Source organism: Microcoleus sp. FACHB-1515 (assembly GCF_014696105.1).
Taxonomy (GTDB): Bacteria; Cyanobacteriota; Cyanobacteriia; order Elainellales; family Elainellaceae; genus JAAUTJ01.
The window spans coordinates 15,599-37,751 of sequence record NZ_JACJPO010000006.1 but is presented as its reverse complement, the minus strand read 5'-3'; the positions used below and the strand labels follow the sequence as shown (position 1 = coordinate 37,751).

Here is a 22,153-nt window from a genome sequence, read left to right as displayed (position 1 = left end):
TGGGTTTGTGCAGAAAAATGATCACACGGCCTTTTCACCGAATTCGCTATTTCCGGGAACAAAACCGCAACACTGTGCATTCTTCTACACAGATTCATCGGTTGGTTTACCTTTCATCTACAGTGAAATAGTCATAGATATTATCCCACTCGTGTTTTGATGAGTTACGAATATCAGGTTGGGGGAAGTTTAAGGATTGATGCTCCCAGCTACGTCGAACGACAAGCAGATCAAGAACTCTATGCTGCATTAAAAGCAGGACAGTTTTGCTATGTGTTTAACTGTCGGCAAATGGGCAAATCGAGTTTGCGAGTTCGCGTGATGCACCGTTTGCAAATGGAAGGAGTTTGCTGTATTGCGATCGATATGACGCGAGTGGGAAGTGAGCATCTAACTCCGCAACAGTGGTATGAACGAGTCGTTTCAGAACTATGGCGCAGCGCGAATTTAATTGGCAAAGTCAATTTGAAAGCCTGGTTGAACGCTCCTCCCTCTCTGACTCATATTCATCTACTCAGTACATTTATTGAGGATGTACTTTTACTGCATTTCGCCAATCAGCCGATCGTTATTTTCATTGACGAAATTGATAGCGTTCTCAGCCTTGAATTTGCAATCAATGACTTTTTTGCGTTAATTCGTTCTTATGCAAACGATCGAGACGATGTGAAGGCGCTGACGTTTTGCCTACTGGGTGTTGCCACTCCTTCTGATTTGATTCAAGATAAAACCCGCACCCCTTTTAATGTCGGTCAAGCGATCGCGCTTAACGGCTTTCAATATGAAGAAGCAACGGTTCTGGCTGAAGGCTTAGCTGGCGCGATCGCAGAACCGCAAATTGCCCTTCAAGAAATTCTAGATTGGACAGGCGGACAGCCTTTTCTGACGCAAAAGGTTTGCCGTCTAGTCATCGAATATTGGCACTCATCGCCCCATCACCACCAAAATTTAAAAGCTAAAATCGCTCACCTGATCCACACCCATCTGATTCAACATTGGGAAACTCAAGATGAGCCAGAGCATTTACGAACGATTCGCGATCGCCTGCTTCGCCACGAAAAACAAACCAGCCGACTGTTAGGTATCTATCAGCAAATTTTGCAGCAGAAATCCGTAATTTCCGATGAAAGCTCATCCCAGTTAAAACTGCGCCTATCAGGGCTAGTCGTCAAACAAGAAAATGGTTTGGCAGTCCGAAACTTAATTTATGCCGAAGTTTTTAATCTTCAATGGGTAGAAACAATGTTCAACAACCTTCGTCCTTACGCCGATGCCTTAGCTGCATGGCTTGCCTCTGGAAAACAAGACCGCTCTCGCCTTTTGCGCGGACAAAGTTTAGAAGAAGCACTCGCCTGGGCAAGCGATAAAACCTTGAGTCAGCAGGATGCTGAATTTCTATCGCTCAGTCAGCAGTTTGAAAACCAGGAAACGAAACGCGCCAACGAAATTCTTGCCAAAGCGAATCAAATTGCACAGCGACGGCTGTGCTTGGGAGCAGGAATTTTAGCGGCTGCACTGCTGGCAGCTTCAGGCATTACCGTTTGGTCAACTCGATCGCTGCACCGCGCCGCGCTGATTGGTCAAGCAGAGCGCATGAGTACCAGTGCCCTCGATCAGTTTTCCTATCAGCCCAGTGAAGCATTAATTTCTGCATTAATAGCAGCACATAACTTACAGCAAGCAAGTAATGCAAATTATGCAACAGTCACCCCGATTCTAACATTGCAGTCGGTACTCGATCGCGTTCAAGAACAATCGATCGGCGCAACCAGCAATACAACTGCGCGTCCTTTTGCTGCAAATGGTGGACGAATATTGTTTCATACAGGGTCTACGCAACCTGATCGCACTGACTACAAAATTTTAGATATGGAAGGACAATTCATTCATCAATTTCAGCAGTCAGGAACGGCTGAAAAAGTTGCTCTGAGTCCGGATGGAGAGCGTTTTTTAGCAGTTGAATCGGACGGCACGGCGACGCTGTGGAGTACTGCGGGTAGGGCGATCGCCACCTTTTCAAATTTGCAAATGCCCGTCTTGGGAATTGCCTTCAGTCCGGATGGTCGTTTGTTGGCCACAATCGAACCGGTTGTCGATGCTGCTCATCGCAATAATGCAACCTGGGAACGGCAAATTACAAAACTTTGGAATGATCAAGGAACACAAATTGCCACATTAAATCATCAGTCATTAATCACTGAGTTCAGTTTAGATGGAAAGTATTTGCTTACAGGTGGCGATCGTCAGGTGAAACTTTGGAACAATCAGGGTCAAGCTGTTGCGACTTGTCAGGGGCAGGGTCAAGTCCTCAAAGCTCGTTTCAGTCCAGATAGGCCATCCGTCTTGATGATTACTGCTCAAGCAGGAACCGCTACAGTAACGCAGTGTGATTTGAATGGCAGGGTCATGAGATCACTGGAAACTCGATCGCAGGGCACGATCGATGCTCAAATCAGTCCCGATGGTCAGTTCATGGCGATCGGCTCAGAGGATGGTAAACTGCGCCTCTATGATCATCAGGGCAGTTTAATCCGCGAATTTCAAGCGCATTCGGGCGGAATTTATGCGGTTGCCATCAGTCCCGATGGTCAAAAACTGGCGACGATCGGCAGCGATACCGCAACGCAGAACTGGGACGATCGGGTGCGAGTCTGGAATCTTGCTGGACAGCAGGTTACCGAATCGAGATTTCGAGGCTCTGAATATAAGCTAGAGTTCAGTCCTGATAGTAAAACGATCGCTCTTGCTGACACAACGCTTCTGCATTTGGAAACGCCTGGAACATATTATCTTCCGATTTCTCAGCGCGTTTCTACAGTGCAAATAAATCCGGATGGAGAATCATTTGCCGCGTTACTGAATGATGCCACAGTAGAAATGTGGAATTCTCGAACTCAAGGCAATTTGTCACTGCCGTTGAGTGAATCTGGAATCGATAATTTGCGATTTAACACATCAGGAGAATATCTCTTGACGCATAGCGGTGAGAACAGAATCGTAACTGTTTGGAATTCACAGGGAGAGGCGATCGCGAAGCTTTCTGGAACATGGGGCGAAGATTGGCAAAATCCCCTCACCTGGAGCAACCCAATCAGCCCGAATGGGCGGTATGTGGCAACCCTTCAGCCGAATAATGCGATCCAAATTTGGACAACGACTGGAGAAAAAGTTGCAGTAACTTCTCCAATTTCGGGCAAAGTGCAATCGATTGCTTTCAGCCCCAATAGTCAACTTCTAGCAACTGCTGGCGGGCAGGGAAAAGTGCAAATCTGGAATTTGCAAGGACAACTGTTGGCAAACTTTCAAGCGAATTCAAAGTGGGTTGATCAGGTGTACTTCACCGCCAATGGAAAGCAGTTGATCACGATCGCTCCCACCGATGCTGGTGCAGCCGTGCGAACTTGGGACTTACAGGGCAATCCCGTTGATGAAATTCGTGGCGATCGATTTGCGGACGGCGCAACTTTTTCCGATTTGGCTCGCTTTACGTTTACCAATCAAATGAATCAATTTGTTTCTGCTGCTGACGATCGCGCTTTTTTGTGGAATCTTAGCGGTGAAACTGCCACGCTGAGCGGACGACGAGGCTGGTTTATTCCGACTTCGGTTCAAGCGAATGCCGTACAAATTAGTCAGGATGGGCAGCGAATTGCGGCGCTGGGAGGCGATCGTCAAATTCGCGTGTGGGATGGCAGAGGTAATCAAATTGCTCAGTATGAAGGCTATGCGATGTCACTCAGCGCAGACGGTAGAAGTATTGTCGTGATTTCTGCAAACAACACACCAAAACACTATGCAATTCGCGACTTAAACGAATTAATTGAGCAGGCTTGCCGCTGGCTGCGTCCTTCGATCGCCTTAGAAGGCACATCAGAAACTCGTCGAATTTGTAATGTCCCCTGATTTGATATAGCAGTACAAAGTGAATTTTCACCGCCTCTAACTACGATTCGCGCAGAATTCATTTCCTGAAATTATGCGGACAAATGGTACAAATTCTTCATCTGCACTCAGTTTACTTTTAATTTACTATCATTTTCTTGATGTTCTAAGATGGCTACTTCAACCTAAGTCTAATTATTAATTAGGACAACTTACAACTTAATTCAGTTTTCAAGTTGATAAAAGGCGATCGAGATTTATTTGAGAATTCGCCTTTCAACAATTCAGGACAAAGTAACGACGCAAGATCAAGCAAAGAACGCTCGCTTGCCCGCTTGGGACAGACGAACTGCTGGTCAAAACTGTGTAATTTTCTGCACAAATCCTCATGTTATACACCCGCTTGTTTATTCTTGTATTGAGGTTGCGCTGATTATGGAGTCGCCAGCCTTAAAAGTCAATTTGAACATTAGGATGAAGTACCTGTTTTGCAGGTTGTCTCTTTAGCTAAATTTCTCAACTAAGTATTAGCTGCACCCAACATAGAAGTACTAAAAATATTTTTAGATTTGCGATCGATCTAGTCCGAAATTTCTTCTCTTCAAGTTGTTGCTTTAGATGTTACCGCATTCATTAATCTGTAAAAATGATCAACTTTAATACTTATAAAACGGCAAAATCGATCGCTGCTTTCGCGTGTTTCAGTTTCTCAACTGTCCTCAGTGGCAATGTACAAGCTCAAGCTTTACCTTTAATCATGACTCAAGCAACTTCCAACTCATCTGCACTTTGTCGATCCGAGCGCCAGCAGAACCAAGTCACTCTTTTAAATGGCATGTTAGAGCAGGCTGACCAATATATTGCGCTTGGACGATTGGACGAAGCCTCGATCTTGCTGGTGCGATCGCTCCAAACCATTCGAGGCATGGAAAATTCCGCCGACAAGGTCACTTTCATTGAAAGAGTCGTCGGCAGTTTGCCGCCTGACATTGCCTATACCAGTCCGCTCGAACGATTGGTGCGGGCGGTTCCTACCCAAAGCCCACAAGCTGCTTTAGCCGTGATCTCGGCTGCTTATGACACCACTCAAACCGTCAGCAGCGGCTATAGCGCTTCTAAAACCCGGACGCTCACTGCACTTGCCAACTACGCCACTCGCATCGGTCAGCCCGATCGCAGCGTCAACATTTTGGGACAAGCGCTCAACGCCAGCAATTTAATTCAAGGGGCGGAGTTCAAGACGATCGCCCTCAGCAACGTTGCCGAAGCCTACATCAACGCCGGACAAGCTAATGACGCTGTACCGATTTTGGCGCGATCGCTGCAGTTCGCTCAAACCATCACTTCGTCCAATCCTTACCGCAAAGCCAACGCCCTAGAGCGCATCGCCAGCCTCTATGCCCGGATCAATCAGGTCGATCGCGCCCTGCAAATTGTGCGATCGATTTCCATCTCAAACTATCAATCAGAAACCGTACTGACGCTGGTGAACCGTTACAGCGAAGCGGGACAGGTCGATCGCGCTTTGGAACTGCTCAGAACGATTGCATCTGCCGATCGCAAAGCAGAATTATTGGCAATGATTGCCGGACGACTCACCGCTCAACAGCCCGATCGCGCCCGACAGCTTTATGCCGAAGCGGTATCAACGGCACGATCGACGCAAAATGCTCAGGCCGTTGTGACGATCGCAGTTCGCTATGTCGAGGCGGGCGGACTGGTGGCAGCCGCAGAAGAAACAGTGCAGGCGATCGAGAATGCGTTTGTTAAAGCTCCCGCTCAGGGAATGATGGCACTGTTCTATGCCAAAGCCGGACAGAGCGATCGAGCCGACGCTTTGTTGACGCAAGCACTGGCAACGGCGGCAACCATTGGCGAAGCAAGTGAACGCAACAGCGCGATTCAGCAGTTGATTGAGCAAGCGATTCAGGCAGGACGGTATGACGTTGCGCTGCGAGTTGCCCAAACAATTCAGACCGGAGAAGCAATTCCGTCCGATCGCGTTCAGGTACTGATGCAAATCGCCGATCGAGCCATTGCCACCGATCGCTACGATGCTGCCCTGGAAATTACCAATCAGATTCCGTCCAACTTTGCTGGAAATCGCGATCCGCTGCTGCTCAAAATCGCGCGAGGGCTGGCTGAAGCGGGAGAGTTCGATCGCGCTCAGGCGATTGCTCAAACGCCAAGCTTGGATCAGAGTTTTCGACCCAAAACGCTAGCCGCGATCGCCGCCCAAATTCTAAAAGTCTCTGGACAAATTGATCCGGCAACGGTGCTGTTTGAGCAAGCAATCGACTTGGCGAATGCGATTGAGCAGCCGTCTACGCGAGCAGAAACCCTGGCGGCGATCGCCATTGAATATCTGCGGATCAATTTCACGGGTGACGCTCCTCAACTGCTCAATCAGGCCATCACCGTTTCCCAATCGATCGAAAATCCTTCAGACCGAACTGTTTTGCTGCGATCGATCGCTGAGCAGTTGACCGCTGCCAATTACTATCAAGCTGCGCTCCAAATTGCTCAGGCGATTCCTGACTCGACAGAGCGAATTTATAGCCTGAATGCGGCGATCGAAAAAGCTGTGAATGCAGGTGACCTAATCGCTGCCGCTGCTGGGCTGAATCAACTGAATGATCCGGTTGTCAAAACGCGCTGGCTGGTGACGGTGGCCGATCGCTACCGACAGTTGGGCGATCGCACTCAAGCCGCTACCTTTCTCAATCAAGCCTTCCAAACGGCACGAACGATTCCCGGTGCAGAGTCACGAACGATTACAGTGCGAGGGGGTGAACTTCCCTTAACCGGTGAGGACGACCAAGATCGCGGCAGCTTCTTGGCGGCGATCGCGCTCCGGTTTGCCCAAATCAATCAGGTTCCACAAGCCCTTCAGGTCGCGCAAGTGCTGCAAAATCGAGCGGTTCGTCAGCAGCTTGTTCAGCGCATTGGCTGTTACCGCTAAGGCGGATTGTTCGATCGGCTCAAAGAACATTTTTCTTTGAATTCTACTTTGAGCCGATCGCTTTATTGTATTGGGTGATATAGGATGAAAATAAAACTTTTGAAACGATTTTGCTACGCGGCGATCGCGCTTCTAATCATAAATATTGCTGCTTGCAATTCCCTGGAGAAACAGCAAATTAGTCTGTCCTCATCTGAATCGAAACCAACTGCCTCTCGCTCTCAACCAAATCCTACTAGAACAAACATTGCCTTTTTTGAGGGAACTTATCCCCCTAAACCATTTCCTCTAGTCGATGCGGTTGAGCCAGAAAGCAGCTTCTTTGAGTTTCGAGAACGGCTTCGTACTGCCGTGCGCGATCGCGATGCCGACTATATCCGCTCAATTGCAATTTCTCCAATTAAGTTGGGCTTCGGTGTTAGTCCGAACAGCGTGGATGAATTGGAGATCGATAATCCCAATGCTCCGTTTTGGCAGTATCTAGAGAAGGCGATCGGCACCGGTTGTTCAGATGAAAATCGGCTATACAATCGTCCCGCATCAGCGCCCGAAAGCTGGATTTGTCCTCATGTTTTTGCGGCTGGAGAAAGCATCGATCGGGCGGAGTTCGGCGATCGAGTGTTCGCTTGGGAAGTGTTTATTTTGGGAGAGAACATTCCGGTTTACTCTGAGGCAAAAACCGATAGTCCTATTATCACCACGCTTTCCAACGAAAGAGCTTTACTGGGCGAAGAAACGGTTAATCAGTTTTATGCATCAGCGAATGCAGCCGAACCGCAAGAGGCAAGGTGGTATTCTACCGAAGGTCAAACGTCCATTGTTCTTCCAAATAGTGAGCAAGGCTATGTAGAAAATCGCTATTTATACGATATCAATGGATATCGAGCTGTTTTCTCATATCAGAATGGCAAGTGGCAGATGCTTGCTTTTGTTTCGGGGGATTAACTTGATTTGGCATTTTTCACATCCAATCGTTCTTAGAAAAGCTGCTTTCATTCGAGCCGACAGTAGGATGTTAAAAAAAGATTGGGATTATGATTGTAATGCGTCCCCAAAAATGGACAGCGAGCAGCAAGTAAAGCGAAAATGTGAACTGGTAAAGGCAATGAGCCAGGAGTATCCTGTCACAACATTGTGCCAGATCTTCGAGATGAACCGGAGCAGTTTCTATTACCAGTCGGCGACAAATAGTGATGACGAAGTGAAGCACACGATTGCTGAGATTGCAGCGGAGCATCCTACTTACGGGTATTGGCGCATTACGGCAATGCTGCATCAACAAGGGCAAATCGTCAACAACAAGTGTGGACTGCGGTTGATCCGCGATTTTGTTCTTGGTGGGCAAATGTCCGAAAAGAAGGTGTCGTACTACCGACAGTAATCACAGCTTCAAGCGTTGTGCCAACCGGGTCGAAACATTGAGCATTGAGCACCCCAATTAAGTATGGGTGGGCGATATCACGTACATCAAGCTGGCAGTGAGTTCGTTTAACTAGCTGTCCTGATGAATGTGTTTACCCGCAGTATTCGCGGATGGCAACTCGGACGAAGCTTAGAAACTGATCTGACGTTGGTCGCGCTTCTTCCGAGCGTTAGAGGTAGGAAAACCAGAGATTCATCACACAGACCAAGGAGTGCAGTATGCCGCGAAAGCTTACACGCAATTGCTGGAGCAACAAGGCATTGCTATCAGTATGGCAGCCGTTGGAGAGGCATGGCAGAAGGGATACGCACCAGCGACTGATGCGAACGATCAAAGAAGAGGAGGTGGATTTATCAGAGTATCGCAACTTTGAGGAAGCGTATGAACAGATCGGCCAATTTCTAGAGGAGGTCTACACCGAGAAGCGCATCCATTCTTCGCTGGGTTACTTAACATCAATGGAGTTTGAGAACCAATGGAATGAGCAACAAAATCGAGAAAAAAAGAAGCAGAAATTGAAACAAGTTGTACAATACAAAAACAAGAAAAAGACTTGAAGTAAACAAGTCATCTTGTATCTAGTTTTTGGGGTTCACTACAAATCGCCAGTCAGGGCGCGATGTCGAGCAGTTGAAAAAATTCGTTGAGAAGCAGGCGGGCGAGTAGACTAGACAGCAGGCGATCGCACCGACCGCACCGAGCCGCTTGATAATTCGTGCAACGAATGTGTTAAAACCTTGTACCAATTTGACGCAGTGAATTTGTTAATCCAAGTTTTGCCCGTCTCACACTCGTCTCACCGCTCCAAACCCTTGCTATATCCTCGCTTCAGCCAATTCTCAGTTCACGCATCCAATTTGTTAACGACGCACCTAATTTGTTATTCAACAAATGCCACAGTTTGATGCGCGGTATGGTTGGGAAATTGGCGTTGTTATGGCGATCGCGATCGGCATCGAGCATCTGTCCCACCTTGCTGCCGTTACTGGATTGGTGCTACACGGAACAGAGCAAATTCTGACCCGAATCAGTCAGCCTTTTGTTTCAGCCAGCGATTTTTTGGTTGCTTTGCTCATCGTCATTGCTTTTATAAACTCGGTCAGAGGTACATTTGCTTATCATCGGCTTCGCCTCGATCGCCTACCATAAACGACATTCCTTCTAGTGAAAGTAACAAAAGAGAAATACAACGAGTGTGGCGAGTTTGCCGTTCACAGCCCTTAGTTTTATTGGCGCAGACATCAACTACACAACCATTTAACTGCAATGCCACGACCGGATCGCGCTGAGAAATTGGATTTACGATCGCCGGAACATACTGCCAATAAAGGTTAATCCATCTTCCAAGCCACTTCGCCAATACGACCAGGTATGATTTCCCGATCGCACTCGGTATTCATGGGCAATATCCAAACGCCGCAGTAATAGATGAAAGGTGGCATACCCCTCGCTGCGAAAATCTTTATCCCCACAATCCAAATAGAGCTTAAGCTGTTTGAAGCGTTCAGAATCAGTCGCTTGAATCAGGCGAAATGGGTCATATGACTTATAGTGTTCGGTCAACCGAGATTCCCCCGTTAAGCCGTCTCCATGCGCTGAAGCTCGATTTGATGTCCACTCCTCATCGGTCATCTGAAGAATCATTGTGTCGGTGTAAAGTGAAGCGCTGAGTGAGACGCAAGCACCAAACAATTCTGGATATTTCAGCGCATGAACTAAAGCCCCATATCCTCCCATTGATACGCCCAAAATTCCTCGAAACCATCGGGTTTGCTTAATTCTGTATTGCGATTCGATCGCTGGAATAAACTCCCGGAAGAAGAAGTCTTCATAACACACAGATCGATCGAAGTTGTTAATATAACGACTATTTCCACCATCCGGCATGACAAGAATCATCGGAGGAATTGTTCGAGCCGCAATCATCGCATCAACACTCAAATGAACCTCACCAAAACAAATCCAAGCAGTATCATCCGCTCGATTGCCGTGCAGCAAGTAGGTCACTGGATAGGAGCGAACTGAAGTCTCGTAGTCGTTTGGTAAGTAGATGGTGTAGCGAACGCTTTTACCTAACACCTGACTGTTAATCGTTAGCCCTTCTCGGACCGGTCCTTGTGACATGATGTGTCATCTCGGTAGTAGAATTTACGATCGCGACTTCCAAACTCAAAGCATTCCGTCACCGTGAATTGAGGTGCATCATGGGGTTGCAATTAAACCCTACTGCTTTAGCTTTCTATTAAGTGTGATCGGCAAAATTCGATCGCCATATTCTTCATCGATCTGCTTCATCAAAATTCCAATCAAACAATTAACTGGATTTTGCACTATAAACAAGCACAACCAACATCATCAGACAAGCGAGGAATGGACTCTATGCTTTTTTCCTGATTTGCACAACACCGACAAGTATAGAGCGTTTCTCTTCGGCCTTCTGAAGAAGTAGTTGCTGCTTTTAAGACCTTAGAAGAAGTTTGAGTTGAGGTGAGTTCCTTGCAATTCTGACATTGCCTGAATCGCTTTGAGGAATTGACATAGCGGTATAAGAGGATCGAGTCTCGCTTCGCTTCCGGGTAGCAGGTTGAGCAGTGCCATCCTTCAAACTGGACGCTACCCATTTGGGCTGCAACCTTTTCTTTCCTGCTTAGATAAATAGAAGCATTTAATCGATGCAACCGCTGGCGACACTTGTCGCAATGCATCAGTCGCAAAGATTTTCCTTTCGAGCTGGCTCTCACTGAGCTTAAGAATTGGATGAATGAAAGTTCGAGAAGCAGCACACCGCCCAAAATAATCAACCAAACAAAAAACGAGAACACATAAAACAAATTGAACTGATTTGACACATACAGCACGATCGCAAGGGAGGCACTGATGGCGCTGATATGTAATGCTGTCAACACGCTCGAATCATGCTTAGGATTTTCAACGACTCCGGCTGAGGAGGTAAAAGCGGGTACAAAAGATAGTCCGATCGCCATCAAAAAACTGGCAGTCGAGACCCCTATTCCCACTGTCAACCAGGGATGCAGAATGAGAAGTCTTTGGATGTTTTCGGGATTGAAGCTTGAAATCGCTAGCAGAATCCAGCCCGATGAAAAAGGCGGTCGTATAGGTAAAGCAAGCTGAGCAATGGCGGAAGATCCACTCAAAGCAATGCCAAACGTCAATAGCGCCATGATCAGAAACGATCGCTTGAGCCAGTGAGCCGCCTTCCAAACTGCTTGCCCAAGTGACTTGAAAAGTTGTTTTGGGAGCCAACCTGCCTGATTGTTCACTCGCTTAAATCGAACGGTAGGATCTGCCCAGATGTGATCGGGAGCGCGATCGCCAAAAAACTTCTCGTAGCTTTCCAGCGTTTGACAATAGCAATGCCAAAAATGATCTCGCTGCTGTGCCCCACCTTGAGTGGGATGATGGTGTAACGGTTTTTGCAAAACTTGGCCGCACAACTCATCCCAGTAGGAGTGAGTGTACGTTAAGTGCAGATGCCACACTTGATCGATCGCGTCTGAAGGTGTCACTGCATGACCGGACACGATCGCGAGAAATAGAAATTTTTTGTACTCCTCAATCACCTGCTGGGCATAGTTCCATGACCAATGATTTTCTCTGGCTAACCGCTGGCTAAAAGGCAATAAGACATTCGGCTGGTCAATTTCAAACGCCTGAATTCGATCATAAAGTTCTAACTGCTGAGGACTCATGAAAAAAGCAGCACGTTCTGGCTTTTGATTGCAACTCATCTTCTTTGCTTATTTAGAAGGATTGATCGTCGATCGCCATTTGAAAGGTTACGCCGTCTCCAGCTTGAACTGCTGTTTTTGTGTGAAGACGATCGCAATATTTTTCTCGTAATAAGCTGCTTCGTTGATGAAGATTGGGTAAACCAAATCTTCTCCTTGGTACGAAATTGTCTCCCCCGCAAAACTGAGAAACATGGGTGCGTCATTGTGCAGCGGTTCGTAGTCTTTGAACTGGAGTTGTGGGTGAATCATTGCTTGCAGTTCACCGGATGCATTGCGAGGATAATCGACTGATGCGATCGCTTGATACAAAGTGAAATCAGACGGAACAGGCAAGGGCGTTCCCTGATTGATCGCATTGAGATAATCTAAAATCGCGTGAATTAGCATCTCGGTCTGCTCAAGTCGCTGAGCATCAAGAACGCCCTGCGCGATCGCCCCGACTTCAATCGTGCAGCCGAAGGGCGAGAGCGATCGTAGCATCGGCGTATCCTGGCTGCACTGTACGCCACAACATACGCGAACGTCGGGATTAAGGTGACTCAAATAGCCCGCGAGTCGCAAATTGAAGGGATGTTTCGTTGTCGGTAAAATTGTGAGTCCCATATTGGCCGTCGTGCTGTGCAGGTCAATGATGAAGTCAACCTTGGGGTGATCTTTCGGCCCCAGTTGTGCCGCAATCTCCTTGGCACGTTGATCTTCATAACCCCTCAGCTTTGCGTTTGCCAAATCTGCATCGCCAAAGCAGCGGTTCAAATCTCGATCGATGTAGCGTCGATTGGCGGCAATTGCTTTCGGGTTAGCCAGCAGCGTCATGCACTCCAAAGTTGGCCGTTCGATCGCAGCGGGAAACTGCTCAAACTTCTTGACTAGATAAATTCCAGTCAACTCATTTCCATGCGTTCCACCCACGATCGCCACTCGTCGCATCGATTCGGACACGTTCCTTACAGGAATCTGATTCATGTCGAGCCTTCTTCTTGCACCGATTGGCTTCACTATAAGAAAGCTGCTACTATACGTCAAATACTTGTTTGATTACATTACTATATTCAAAAGATATTGTGACTCATGGAACTTCGTCATCTGCGTTACTTCATCGCGGTTGCTGATGAACTCAATTTCAGTCGTGCTGCCGCACGATTGCAAATGGCTCAACCGCCGCTGAGCCAGCAAATTCAAGCGTTAGAAGCGGAACTTGGCGTGAAGCTGTTCGATCGCACCAAACGGCCACTCCAGTTGACGCTCGCTGGAATCACCTTCTTAGAAGAAGCCAGAGCCATACTGACGCAATTAGAGCAAGCAGTCCACAAAACGCAGCGCATTTATCAAGGCGAATTAGGCTACCTTACGGTTGGCTTCACCAGTTCGATCGCCAATGGGATTCTGCCCAATATTTTGCAATCGTTTCGACAGCACTATCCGCAAGTGAAGCTCATTTTGCGCGAAGAAAATAGCGCCTTTCAAGTTCAAGGCTTACGCGATCAGCAGACCGACATCATTTTTGTCTATCAAGATCAAGACCTCGCCCTTGCAGAAGCGTCTGACTTGGCAGTCATGCCACTTACTCAAGAGCCGCTGGTGGTTGCATTACCGCAAAGCCATCGATTATCTAGCCAACCCAATATTGCACTCACTGATTTAGCTTGCGAAGAGTTCATTATGCCACTACGTCAGGTTGTATCAGGTTTATCTGAGCAAATTCACTACCTTTGTGCCCAAGCTGGCTTTGTGCCAAAAGTTGCCCAAGAAGCAACATTTATGGTCACGATCCTAGGATTGGTGGCGGGTGAAATGGGCATCAGTTTATTGCCGCTCAGCGTTCAGAATTTACAGCGCAAAGGCGTTGTTTACCGTTCTATCCAGGAACCCACAGGCATGAAGCCATTCAGCGCAATTTGGCGTCGCAACGATTCATCTGCAATCTTGCAGCGATTCCTGAATATTGTGCAAGCCATTTCAGAGAATGAAATTCATTTCCCCACAATTGGGTAGCGCGAGTGCCGAGTTTCAAATCCGTTTCGTTCTTTCCAAGTTTGCGTCGTTGAGAAGTTCCACCCACGCCGCATTGGGTGATCGATCGCCAGGAAGCTGAAACAGCATCGAAGTGCTCAACACCTGATCAAGCTGCGTTTGTTGATTCCACCATCGCGCCCATTTTGAGCGCGGTCAAACGGCGCGAGGGCGATCGCTTGTCGCTGCGCGACTGCGCCAAGACGGTTGCGGTCGGCTTGCCCCTGATACCCATGCCCATGCGATGCGGTCACAACCTTGCAGGCAAACTCGATGGGATCGCGCTCACCTGAACTCGGTTCACTCCACAACCCGATCACAGGAGCGGTGCGCCATAATCACGGATAGAAGTTGTGGGGAGCGGGTGAGACTATGGCGATCGACCCAGCGCTGCTATCGAAACATTTTCCTGCTCTGGAGTGGCGATTGTCCGATACCTCCGCTTGTGCAACGGTGGCAAGCGACAGTCGATTCATCGACCCCTCAATCACGGTACTCGACTACAAGGACGGGACTTTTTCGGCCAGTCTTTATCTCAATGACACGCTGCAACTGAGCAGTTGGATTGAGGATGAGTCGCTCGAAGGGGTTCTCGTCAGTCTCAAAGGGCTGATGACAGACGTTCGCGATGCGATCGATCAAGGGCTACGGACTCCAGCGGCTGCGATCGAGTAAACGGGTTTTGAGCGATCGCGATCGTCGCACTGATCGATGAGCGATCGCCCAGCAACACCGCTGGACGCGCCAACGCGCCGCCTAGTGGCAAGGGTCGTCAAGCGCTCAGCAAACGGGCACTGTAAATATTTACAGTGGGGTTCATCCAGCCACCAATTGCATCAAACTCCAGCAACCCCATCAGCAAAGTGTTCTAGCAGTGTAAAGCGCAAAATTGACTAGAACTTAATCGTCATCGGAGCAACAATCGCCCCATTAGACCTTCACCGTGAATTTTCCAGGGCAAAATGAAACCGAACACCGTTGCGCTCCGCTCAGCCTCATCTACGCATGGGGCTTTTTCATGCGCCGGAGTTCCCTGGAAACGGCTAGATGTCGCGATCGAGGCAGGACAGACAATCTTGCCAGCGCAAAGCTGAGGGTGTAGCCAAGCGCGACACCTCTTAGCAAGGAAATGGGCAGCGTTGGGCTATCCGATCGCCCGCGCAATCACATCGGGCGGAACGAGACTGAGCAATTGCTGCACCGATTCATCGCTGGGATCAGCTTTTGCTGCTGCCAACCACACGCGCACATCGGCCAAATCCGCCTCGGATGCCCACTTTTCCTGTGTTGGGGCTTCTGGTGGTTCTGGATCTTCCGTGTGTGGTGTAGAGATAGAAGGCATGGGTGATCCGCCCTCGTCTTCTGTCTGCGGTTGCTGCGTCTCGCGTCGCTCCTGCCGCCTGTGTAAAATGCCGATCGCCTGCTCGTAACGACTCGCATCGAGTCGATAGACTCGCAGCTTTTCGCCCTCATGCCCCGCGATCGCCCGGCTCCAGCCAAAGCTGACCTTTAGCCCCATCTGGCTAAGCAACTGGTGAATGATTTGCACGTCACTCATCTTGGGCGTGATGGTCAGATGCAGCACCGTTTTGATTTGCCCTGCCATCTGCCGTGCTCGATCGGCATCAGCGGCCAAATCGTACTTCGTCCAGGTGCGATCGGCATCAATATATTTGAGCAGTCCCAACTTGACCCGAATTGCTTGCCGCAGGGCAGTATCGGGGAGATCCCAGGGGCACAAGCCTTGGTTCCAGCTTGCCTGTTTTTCCAGTGCCCGTGCCGTGCGATCAAGTGCTGTATCGGGAAACAGCGCGGCTTCGAGATTGAGCAGTTCCCCCCGATATCTACCGTCTTTGTCGTTTGTTACGTCCTCCACTGTGAGTGAGTCCAAGCAGTAGAAGTCGCGAATGTGGAAATTGTCGATCGCCTGTTTCTCAGCCGGCGTGGGTGACTCTTTGGCCTCCAGCAGCTTGATCTCGGCGTAAGTAAGTTCATCAGCGTTGGCTTTGGCTTCGGCCTCAAACTGCTTGAGTTCGGCGCTAGTTGCCTTGAGGCGCAATTTCATGGCCGCATCCGGTTCGGCTGATTCCACCTCAACGATGTGCCCTTCCTGCCGCAGTCGCACCAGCAAGGCATCTCGCAGGTTGAGCATTGAGCGGTTTTGCTCAGCGGCGAAGTGACACCACAAATTTAAGTGAGCATCGCCCTTCCAGTCGAAAGCGTCGATCGCATCCGAAGCGGCATCACTCAAACTCAGCTTGACCAAGCTCGCGGCAATGCTGGTCTTCTGCTGCAACTGGCTCTTGAGTTCAAGGCTGCTCGTCGATCGGCTGACCTTGCTGAAGTTGCTGCCGCGTTTGGCACACCAGACAATGCGAGGCACAGGTTCGCGCACTCTGCCCAGCGCTTGCGCCATATCTGCATCAGTGGAGGAGCCGCCGCTAAAGAGGCCGTAGACGCGATCGATTACGCCCTGGGCTTCGATGCTCGCACCAGTACCTAGCGTGGGCGAGGCGATCACCACATCGTAGTGGTGCAGTTCGGCATCGGGTGTTTTGATGAAGGCTTGCTCGGCACTGCCGTTGCTGGTGTGGGAGTTCAGCACCAGGATGCACTTGCTGGGATACGCTTTCTCAATCAAGTTTGCCAAGTGCTGGCTTTTCCTCAAGCTGTCCGTGCTGACAAACAGGACTTTACCGGGTGCAAGCTTGCCCACATCGGTCAGCAGAGATGCGATCGCCGGACTGGAATCACGCGACTCGACATAGCGCACTGCATAGCCTTGAGGCTGGTAGTCGTTGCGAATGAGGAAGACGGAATTATCCCCCTCGCCCCGCAACTGCTGCAAGTAGTGCAGTGTGGCGTTATCGAGGTCGGCATCGGCCACAATCACGCGCCGCGCCGATCGCACCAGCGCGGCAAATCGCGCCAGCAGTAAGGGGCGCATTCCGTCTTTGTTGCAGGTGGAACTGGTGAGCAGATGCCGCAAGACTTGCACGACTTCATCAATGATTAGATCGCAATTCTTGAATTGCTCAGGGTCGATCGCCATCAGTGCATCAACACAGAAGCCGATTCGCAGGGCGTAGCCCGACTCGTCGATGAAGCGTCCCCCAGCGCGATCGAGATCGCCCCGATAGCGTAGTCCCAAGCGCTCGCACAGATTTCGCATCAGGGCGATGCGGTGGCCTGCACTCAACACGGATTCACTCAGTTTGATGGTGCTGGCAATCAGCTTAGTTTTGCCTGTGCCTTTCGCGGCAGCAATGCCGATGATGCCCGATTGTGGCAGGTGGGCAATTTCCAGCTTGGCAAGATCGGCCTGGTGAATGCGGAGGGCAGCAGGATGGGTCAAGCGCTGCTCTAGTCGCTGCCATAGCTGCCAGTGCTGGAGCGGTAGCGCATCCTGGTAGAGGCGATCGAAGGCCGCTGCTCCCTGATGAACAATCAGATCGTCTACGCCTTTGCCCTGCGCTCCATCCCAGCGGGCGATCGCCACCTCACAGCCCGCCGCTTGGAGCAGGCCACCAAATCGCCATAGGGCAACGTTGACCCGCGCTTGCGTTTTCGAGTCGGTGTCCTGGTCGAAGGCTAAGGTGATGGGTCGGCCTGTGAGGGCAAATCGAGCTACGTCTGGGATCAGCGATCGATCGCCTGTGACCTTGCACTTGAGATAGCCGCCATTCACGCCATAGAGCGCGATCGCTACATAGCCCAAACCCAGCAGTGATAGCGCCTTTTTGCCGCCCTCAGTGAAGAGGATGGGGATTTCTGGGTGCTGCGCTAACCACTCCCAAAATGACCCTACCAACGGGACTTCAACTTGGTAGCGTTCTGCGATCTTGCGGCGAATCGAGGCGGGAATGTGTGGCAAAAATGCCCGTGAGCCAGCACCCGCGACGGATTGATATTTCTGTGGCTTGCCTTTGGCGTTGACGATCGGACGTTCGGGTTTGCCTTGCCAAAGCGTGTCATCTTCGTTTCGCAGGCAGGCTAGTACTCCAAAATCATGCGGCTTGCGGGTCTGCCACTGGGGACGCACGTCCAGCCCCAGGGCTTCATGGACTTCCCAGCGTCCAGTGTCTTCCAGAAAGTCGATCGTGGCGGCATACAGGTCAAGGGCGATCCCACTGCCGACAATGAATTCCTGTTCGATGCGTTGCTCAAAGGGCAGTGCTGCGGGTGCAGGTGGTTTGCGGAGAACGATGCTCATGCCACACCTCCATCCATGTCAGAGGTGTCGCGATCGAGGTTATTGCTGAACAAGTCGAGCGCTTCACTGTCGCCGCGATCCGTGTGCGTCGCGGCCTGTGGCTCTGGCTCTTTGCGCTTACGCCTGTGTGCCTCCATCCGTGCCAGCCATTGAAGATCAACAACCCAGCCACAGTCAGCGGAGCAGAGGGAGTGATCGAGTCCCCCAATCTCGATCGGCGCACCGCACAGGCGGCAATTTTTCAGGTAGTTGAAAGCAGGATCAGTCGGGTCAATCCGGCCAGGAGGCAATTCTTTGGCTGGAGTTGGAGCGGGCGGAAGCGAGCGATCGCTTGCCGCTGCGCGGTTAGCCAAGCTGTCGTGATCGCTCTCAGGGTCAATCGGAGCCGGAATCGATGGTACAGTCGCGGCGGTTGATGCGAGTAGCGGCTGCTGTGGCGGACGTTTCGGGCGGGGCGATCGCGGCGATTTGGGGCGGGCGATCGATCGGGCGGGCGGATGCGTTTGAGTTGCATCCTCGAATAGCGGTAATTGCGGCATCGTAATGTCCTTGCTGTTTGTTTACAAGCAAGGGCAATTCACCCGATCGCACAGAACTAATTGTCCACACCCGATCCGCTGTGCCTCAATCACCAGCCCAGCATGAACCCATCGTGTGAGATGGATTGATGCTGGGCTGTCTTTTGTAGATGCAGTGGATTGTTACCATCGTGTATTGCTAAACTAGGAGGTGATCGAAAAAATCTCAATCCGGCCAGGACAAGATTTTTTTTAGTGTGCGGGTGAATAACCCTAACAAACGAGCCTTCAAGGTTCTAGGCTGACCCCCTCTTATCGATAAATCGACGGAGGGGTTTAGTCTTTCTAGGAAGTCTTTTGGCTACGTCTGGAAGCTAGATAGCCTCTAATGAAGCTAACTACCTGATCTTTTTCAACAATGGTGGTTGTGCCCATCTTGCGAATCGTCAGGAATTTCTGATCATCCATTGTGACGTACAAATGCTCTGGATGCTCGCCTAAAGTCGTATCAGTCCAAAGGACTAGCAACTTAGCAAGTGGACGGCGTTTATCGCGGGATGAGCCGCCAAGCAAATCAGGCCGATGCTTGCGTAACCATCGCTCCTGCTGTGCGATTTCAATTAAGGGATCGGGCTGCCAACTCTTTATCCCACGCTGCTTTTTTACAAATCGCAACACTTCACGTTCCTCACTATAAAAAATGGTTGAAGCTGACAGCGATCGAATCTTGATGAGAACAAATTCTTTATCAGGAAACCTGAGAAAAAAATCGATATCTGGCAACTCATCTAGCTTCAGCCCGACCTCGATCGCAATGTCTTCCTCCTCAAAGGCTTCAACCAAGTCCGACATGAGTAAGAACTTTTGACTGGTTCCTTGTAAATCTCCTCCAACTAGGCTTAATGACGTTAATACGGGCGCTAGCAGTAAAGGATTCAGCGTGGCAAATCCGGCAAAACCGCCCGCGCCAACTGCACCAGCACTCAAAATTGTCAGCCAATAGCGCCGCTGCCTCAGTTTCTCCAGCTTGGCCTGATTTTCCGTCTCAAACTTTCCCACTACGAACCCATAAGAACGACTGCGATCTATTCTCGCTTTCGGGCTGAGTCGGTGAATCACCGTTAGGTTTTTTGGGGATGAGCGGGCAAACATTCTTATTGCCTACATTCCAGCGCTGAGAATTTGCTGAGCCGTCAAATCCAACTGCTTGAACTGCTCCGACTCGATGCGATCGCCCCCTCGAAACGCTCTGGCCTTGTAGCTGCCATCTTCCAGCGTCAGCACTGAAACAACCGATCGCTCTGGATCAATCTGCCAAAATTCCGGGATGCCGCGCTGAGCGTATTCTCTGGGTTTCTCGATATAGTCGCGATCGTAGTTGTCACTGCCCGGTTTACCAGGGGAAATCACCTCCACCACTAAGCAAGGTACAGGCATCTCTGGCGTGATCAGCGATCGCTTGTCCCGACGCATGGCGGCACGAGTGGCCTCGGTCAGCACCATCAGATCCGGGTAGCGGGACGTGGCAGATTGGCTGGGTACGGCAATTTCAGTCCCACGCCGAATCAGATAGTACGGCACAAACTGGAGGAAAACCGAGAACAGTAGCCCTGCAATCACGACGTTCTGATCGGCCTCAGCACCCATTTCGATAATTACCCCATTGACCAACTCGTAATTGCCCTCTGGTAGATCAGAAGTGTCCAGTGCTGCGTATTCTTCAAGCGTTGTGAAGCGGGTTTTGGCTTGGGTCATGGCGATCGCTCTCCTTCAAATTCTCTCAGCCAGTCTTACATTTTCGCGCTTAGCACTTGAGTTGCAGTGAGTTTGAAATCAGAAAACACTGCTGATTCAACGACTTCACCGTTGGCAAACTCTTCGCCCTCATAAATTCCTTCGTCCAATTTGAAGACAGTGATTTGCTGTTGAATCGGATCGACGACCCAATATTCCAAAATATTGAGAACTGCATACTCCGCCCGTTTTGCTTTGTAGTCTTGGCTGCGAGTGCTGTCACTGACGATTTCAACAACGAGAATGGGCGGCGATTCATACAGTTCAATCACCGCTTCTCGATCGAGCATTGCTTCCCACTGCTCAAACTCAAGGACGACCAGATCCGGAATTCTGGCCGTGTCCCAACGTCCGGCACGGGGCGATCGCACCCCGATCGAAAAAATCTTAGAAGTCCAGGGCTGGCTTTGACGCGAAATCTCAGCCTTGAAGTGGTCATTGAGAAAGTCTGCGATCGCGCCATGCTTGCCTTTACCAATGTCCATTGGAATCAGTTCACCATCGACCAGTTCATAGCGAGTATCAGCTCCATCGTTGTAGGTGAGCCATTCGGTAAAGGTATATCGTTGCTTGACTGCTGCTTGTGTCATGGCGATCGCTCTCGGCTGCTAGGGGATGATTTCAATTGTGGTGCAATCCGCTGTTAGCCGAGTGCCTTGGCAATTTCAGCACCGAGTCGCGCTAACGTTCGCTCGCGCACAAAGTCAGCCGCCGCCCGCGCTGATTCAGCCAGAATGGTGTCGGTGTTGGGTGTGAGCTTGAGCGCTCCACCCAAGTAGCCCAAGGCTTTGCAGTAGTAGTCAGATAAATGGGTCGAAGCCAGCCGCTTCACGGTTTGGTGATCGCCACTTTGAAAAGCGGTCATGGCTCTGGTGTGCAGTTCGCTCGTTGGCTCACCCAGCGTTTCCAGGATTGCGCTGATCGCTTGGTTGACGCGATCGGCAGTGAGTTCGGTTTGAATGGCTTGCATCGTTTCAACTCCTGTTATTTCCAGTTCTCAAAGTTTTCCGCCGCGACCTGTGAAGCGTAAAGTTTCTCCCAGTTGCGATCAAGATGTTCTTTAACAATTCGTGAGACAAACCCGATCGCATTGTCTCGATCGTAGTGAACGCCAACGCGCAGCAACGCTAAATTTTGTTTGCCCAGTGAAATGTAGTTGAGTGCTTTTCGTTCTGCGGAGGGTGCTAATGCCACATCGCGTAAAGGACTCGGCGGAATGTTATTCAACGCCTGTCGATAAGCAGGTAATGCCTCAATTCCTTGATTGACAACAGTTTCGCCCCACTGCTGAAATGAAATTTCCCTAGCCGCAGCATCTTTTCGAGCCAGGTCTAGATAATAGTCGCGATTTCTGCCAAGCCACCCCCGCACGTATTGAGTAATCAAGGTTTTCTCTGAATCCCCCGAACAGTCCCGAAACGCTTCAATCCGTTCAGCGTCCTGGGGCGATAAATAGTAATACGAAATTACAAACCTTTCCGCCATTAATTCTGGAATTTCTATATTTTCGTCCATTCTCCCACTTCAAGCTGAAAAGTGATTCTATAAAAATTTAGCACGTTCTATAAAATTGTGTGCTAAATTAGTTCGCAAGCGATC

At 49.9% G+C, this 22,153-nt stretch carries 19 protein-coding genes; 8 read left to right on the top strand and 11 right to left on the bottom strand.

What is annotated here, in order from left to right; genetic code table 11:
• The first annotated feature begins 159 nt into the window (after window positions 1–159).
• The 6 genes from H6F67_RS00465 (at window position 160) to H6F67_RS00440 (ending at window position 9,416) form a co-directional block, all read left to right on the top strand.
• A complete protein-coding gene (locus tag H6F67_RS00465) occupies window positions 160–3,903 on the top strand; it encodes a DUF5711 family protein (protein WP_190762241.1) in 3,744 nt (1,247 codons plus the stop codon).
• A gap of 736 nt (window positions 3,904–4,639) precedes the next feature.
• Window positions 4,640–6,844 (top strand): lipopolysaccharide assembly protein LapB, encoded by a 2,205-nt coding sequence (locus H6F67_RS00460; RefSeq protein ID WP_190762239.1) that lies wholly within the window; start codon window positions 4,640–4,642, stop codon window positions 6,842–6,844.
• 84 nt (window positions 6,845–6,928) lie between these two features.
• Complete coding sequence (locus tag H6F67_RS00455; protein ID WP_190762237.1) at window positions 6,929–7,789, top strand: hypothetical protein; 861 nt, start codon at window positions 6,929–6,931, stop codon at window positions 7,787–7,789.
• A gap of 112 nt (window positions 7,790–7,901) precedes the next feature.
• Window positions 7,902–8,225, top strand: a complete 324-nt coding sequence (locus tag H6F67_RS00450) for an IS3 family transposase (RefSeq protein WP_206753873.1) — start codon at window positions 7,902–7,904, stop codon at window positions 8,223–8,225.
• Window positions 8,226–8,485: 260 nt separating this feature from the next.
• Complete coding sequence (locus tag H6F67_RS27545) at window positions 8,486–8,824, top strand: IS3 family transposase (protein ID WP_242020426.1); 339 nt, start codon at window positions 8,486–8,488, stop codon at window positions 8,822–8,824.
• Between the two features lie 334 nt (window positions 8,825–9,158).
• On the top strand, window positions 9,159–9,416 hold the full coding sequence (locus tag H6F67_RS00440; protein WP_190762233.1) for a hypothetical protein: 258 nt from the start codon (window positions 9,159–9,161) through the stop codon (window positions 9,414–9,416).
• Between the two features lie 150 nt (window positions 9,417–9,566).
• Here the strand turns inward: H6F67_RS00440 and H6F67_RS00435 are convergent, their stop codons facing one another.
• The 3 genes from H6F67_RS00435 to H6F67_RS00425 form a co-directional block, all read right to left on the bottom strand.
• The gene (locus tag H6F67_RS00435) at window positions 9,567–10,391 is read right to left on the bottom strand and encodes an esterase family protein (protein ID WP_190762231.1); all 825 of its coding nucleotides are present in this window, start codon (window positions 10,389–10,391) and stop codon (window positions 9,567–9,569) included.
• A gap of 206 nt (window positions 10,392–10,597) precedes the next feature.
• Window positions 10,598–12,016, bottom strand: coding sequence for a hypothetical protein (locus H6F67_RS00430; RefSeq protein ID WP_190762229.1), 1,419 nt, complete (start codon window positions 12,014–12,016; stop codon window positions 10,598–10,600).
• A gap of 48 nt (window positions 12,017–12,064) precedes the next feature.
• The gene (locus H6F67_RS00425) at window positions 12,065–12,982 is read right to left on the bottom strand and encodes an aspartoacylase (RefSeq protein ID WP_190762227.1); all 918 of its coding nucleotides are present in this window, start codon (window positions 12,980–12,982) and stop codon (window positions 12,065–12,067) included.
• A gap of 105 nt (window positions 12,983–13,087) precedes the next feature.
• Here H6F67_RS00425 and H6F67_RS00420 point away from each other — a divergent pair, with 105 nt between their 5' ends.
• Window positions 13,088–14,011 carry a LysR family transcriptional regulator gene (locus H6F67_RS00420; RefSeq protein ID WP_190762225.1) on the top strand — a complete coding sequence of 308 codons (924 nt, stop codon included), beginning with the start codon at window positions 13,088–13,090 and terminating at the stop codon, window positions 14,009–14,011.
• A gap of 127 nt (window positions 14,012–14,138) precedes the next feature.
• Here H6F67_RS00420 and H6F67_RS28005 read toward each other — a convergent pair whose 3' ends face one another.
• Complete coding sequence (locus H6F67_RS28005) at window positions 14,139–14,264, bottom strand: hypothetical protein (RefSeq protein WP_277874542.1); 126 nt, start codon at window positions 14,262–14,264, stop codon at window positions 14,139–14,141.
• 137 nt (window positions 14,265–14,401) lie between these two features.
• On the opposite strand from H6F67_RS28005, the gene H6F67_RS00415 reads away from it, so the two are divergent.
• The gene (locus H6F67_RS00415; RefSeq protein ID WP_190762223.1) at window positions 14,402–14,704 is read left to right on the top strand and encodes a hypothetical protein; all 303 of its coding nucleotides are present in this window, start codon (window positions 14,402–14,404) and stop codon (window positions 14,702–14,704) included.
• Window positions 14,705–15,173: 469 nt separating this feature from the next.
• Here the strand turns inward: H6F67_RS00415 and H6F67_RS00410 are convergent, their stop codons facing one another.
• From H6F67_RS00410 to H6F67_RS00380, 7 genes are all read right to left on the bottom strand, one after another.
• Entirely contained in the window at window positions 15,174–18,242 is a 3,069-nt protein-coding gene (locus H6F67_RS00410) for a plasmid replication protein, CyRepA1 family (RefSeq protein WP_190762221.1), read from the bottom strand.
• Window positions 18,239–18,781, bottom strand: a complete 543-nt coding sequence (locus tag H6F67_RS00405) for a hypothetical protein (RefSeq protein WP_190762215.1) — start codon at window positions 18,779–18,781, stop codon at window positions 18,239–18,241. The genes H6F67_RS00410 and H6F67_RS00405 overlap by 4 nt, the downstream gene beginning before the upstream one ends.
• A 324-nt stretch (window positions 18,782–19,105) precedes the next feature.
• Window positions 19,106–19,912, bottom strand: coding sequence for a hypothetical protein (locus H6F67_RS00400; protein ID WP_190762214.1), 807 nt, complete (start codon window positions 19,910–19,912; stop codon window positions 19,106–19,108).
• Between the two features lie 9 nt (window positions 19,913–19,921).
• On the bottom strand, window positions 19,922–20,515 hold the full coding sequence (locus H6F67_RS00395) for a Uma2 family endonuclease (RefSeq protein ID WP_190762212.1): 594 nt from the start codon (window positions 20,513–20,515) through the stop codon (window positions 19,922–19,924).
• 35 nt (window positions 20,516–20,550) lie between these two features.
• Window positions 20,551–21,144 carry a Uma2 family endonuclease gene (locus tag H6F67_RS00390; protein WP_190762211.1) on the bottom strand — a complete coding sequence of 198 codons (594 nt, stop codon included), beginning with the start codon at window positions 21,142–21,144 and terminating at the stop codon, window positions 20,551–20,553.
• Between the two features lie 53 nt (window positions 21,145–21,197).
• Window positions 21,198–21,524, bottom strand: coding sequence for a hypothetical protein (locus H6F67_RS00385; protein ID WP_190762209.1), 327 nt, complete (start codon window positions 21,522–21,524; stop codon window positions 21,198–21,200).
• 14 nt (window positions 21,525–21,538) lie between these two features.
• On the bottom strand, window positions 21,539–22,069 hold the full coding sequence (locus tag H6F67_RS00380; protein WP_199304169.1) for a hypothetical protein: 531 nt from the start codon (window positions 22,067–22,069) through the stop codon (window positions 21,539–21,541).
• Window positions 22,070–22,153 lie beyond the last annotated feature (84 nt).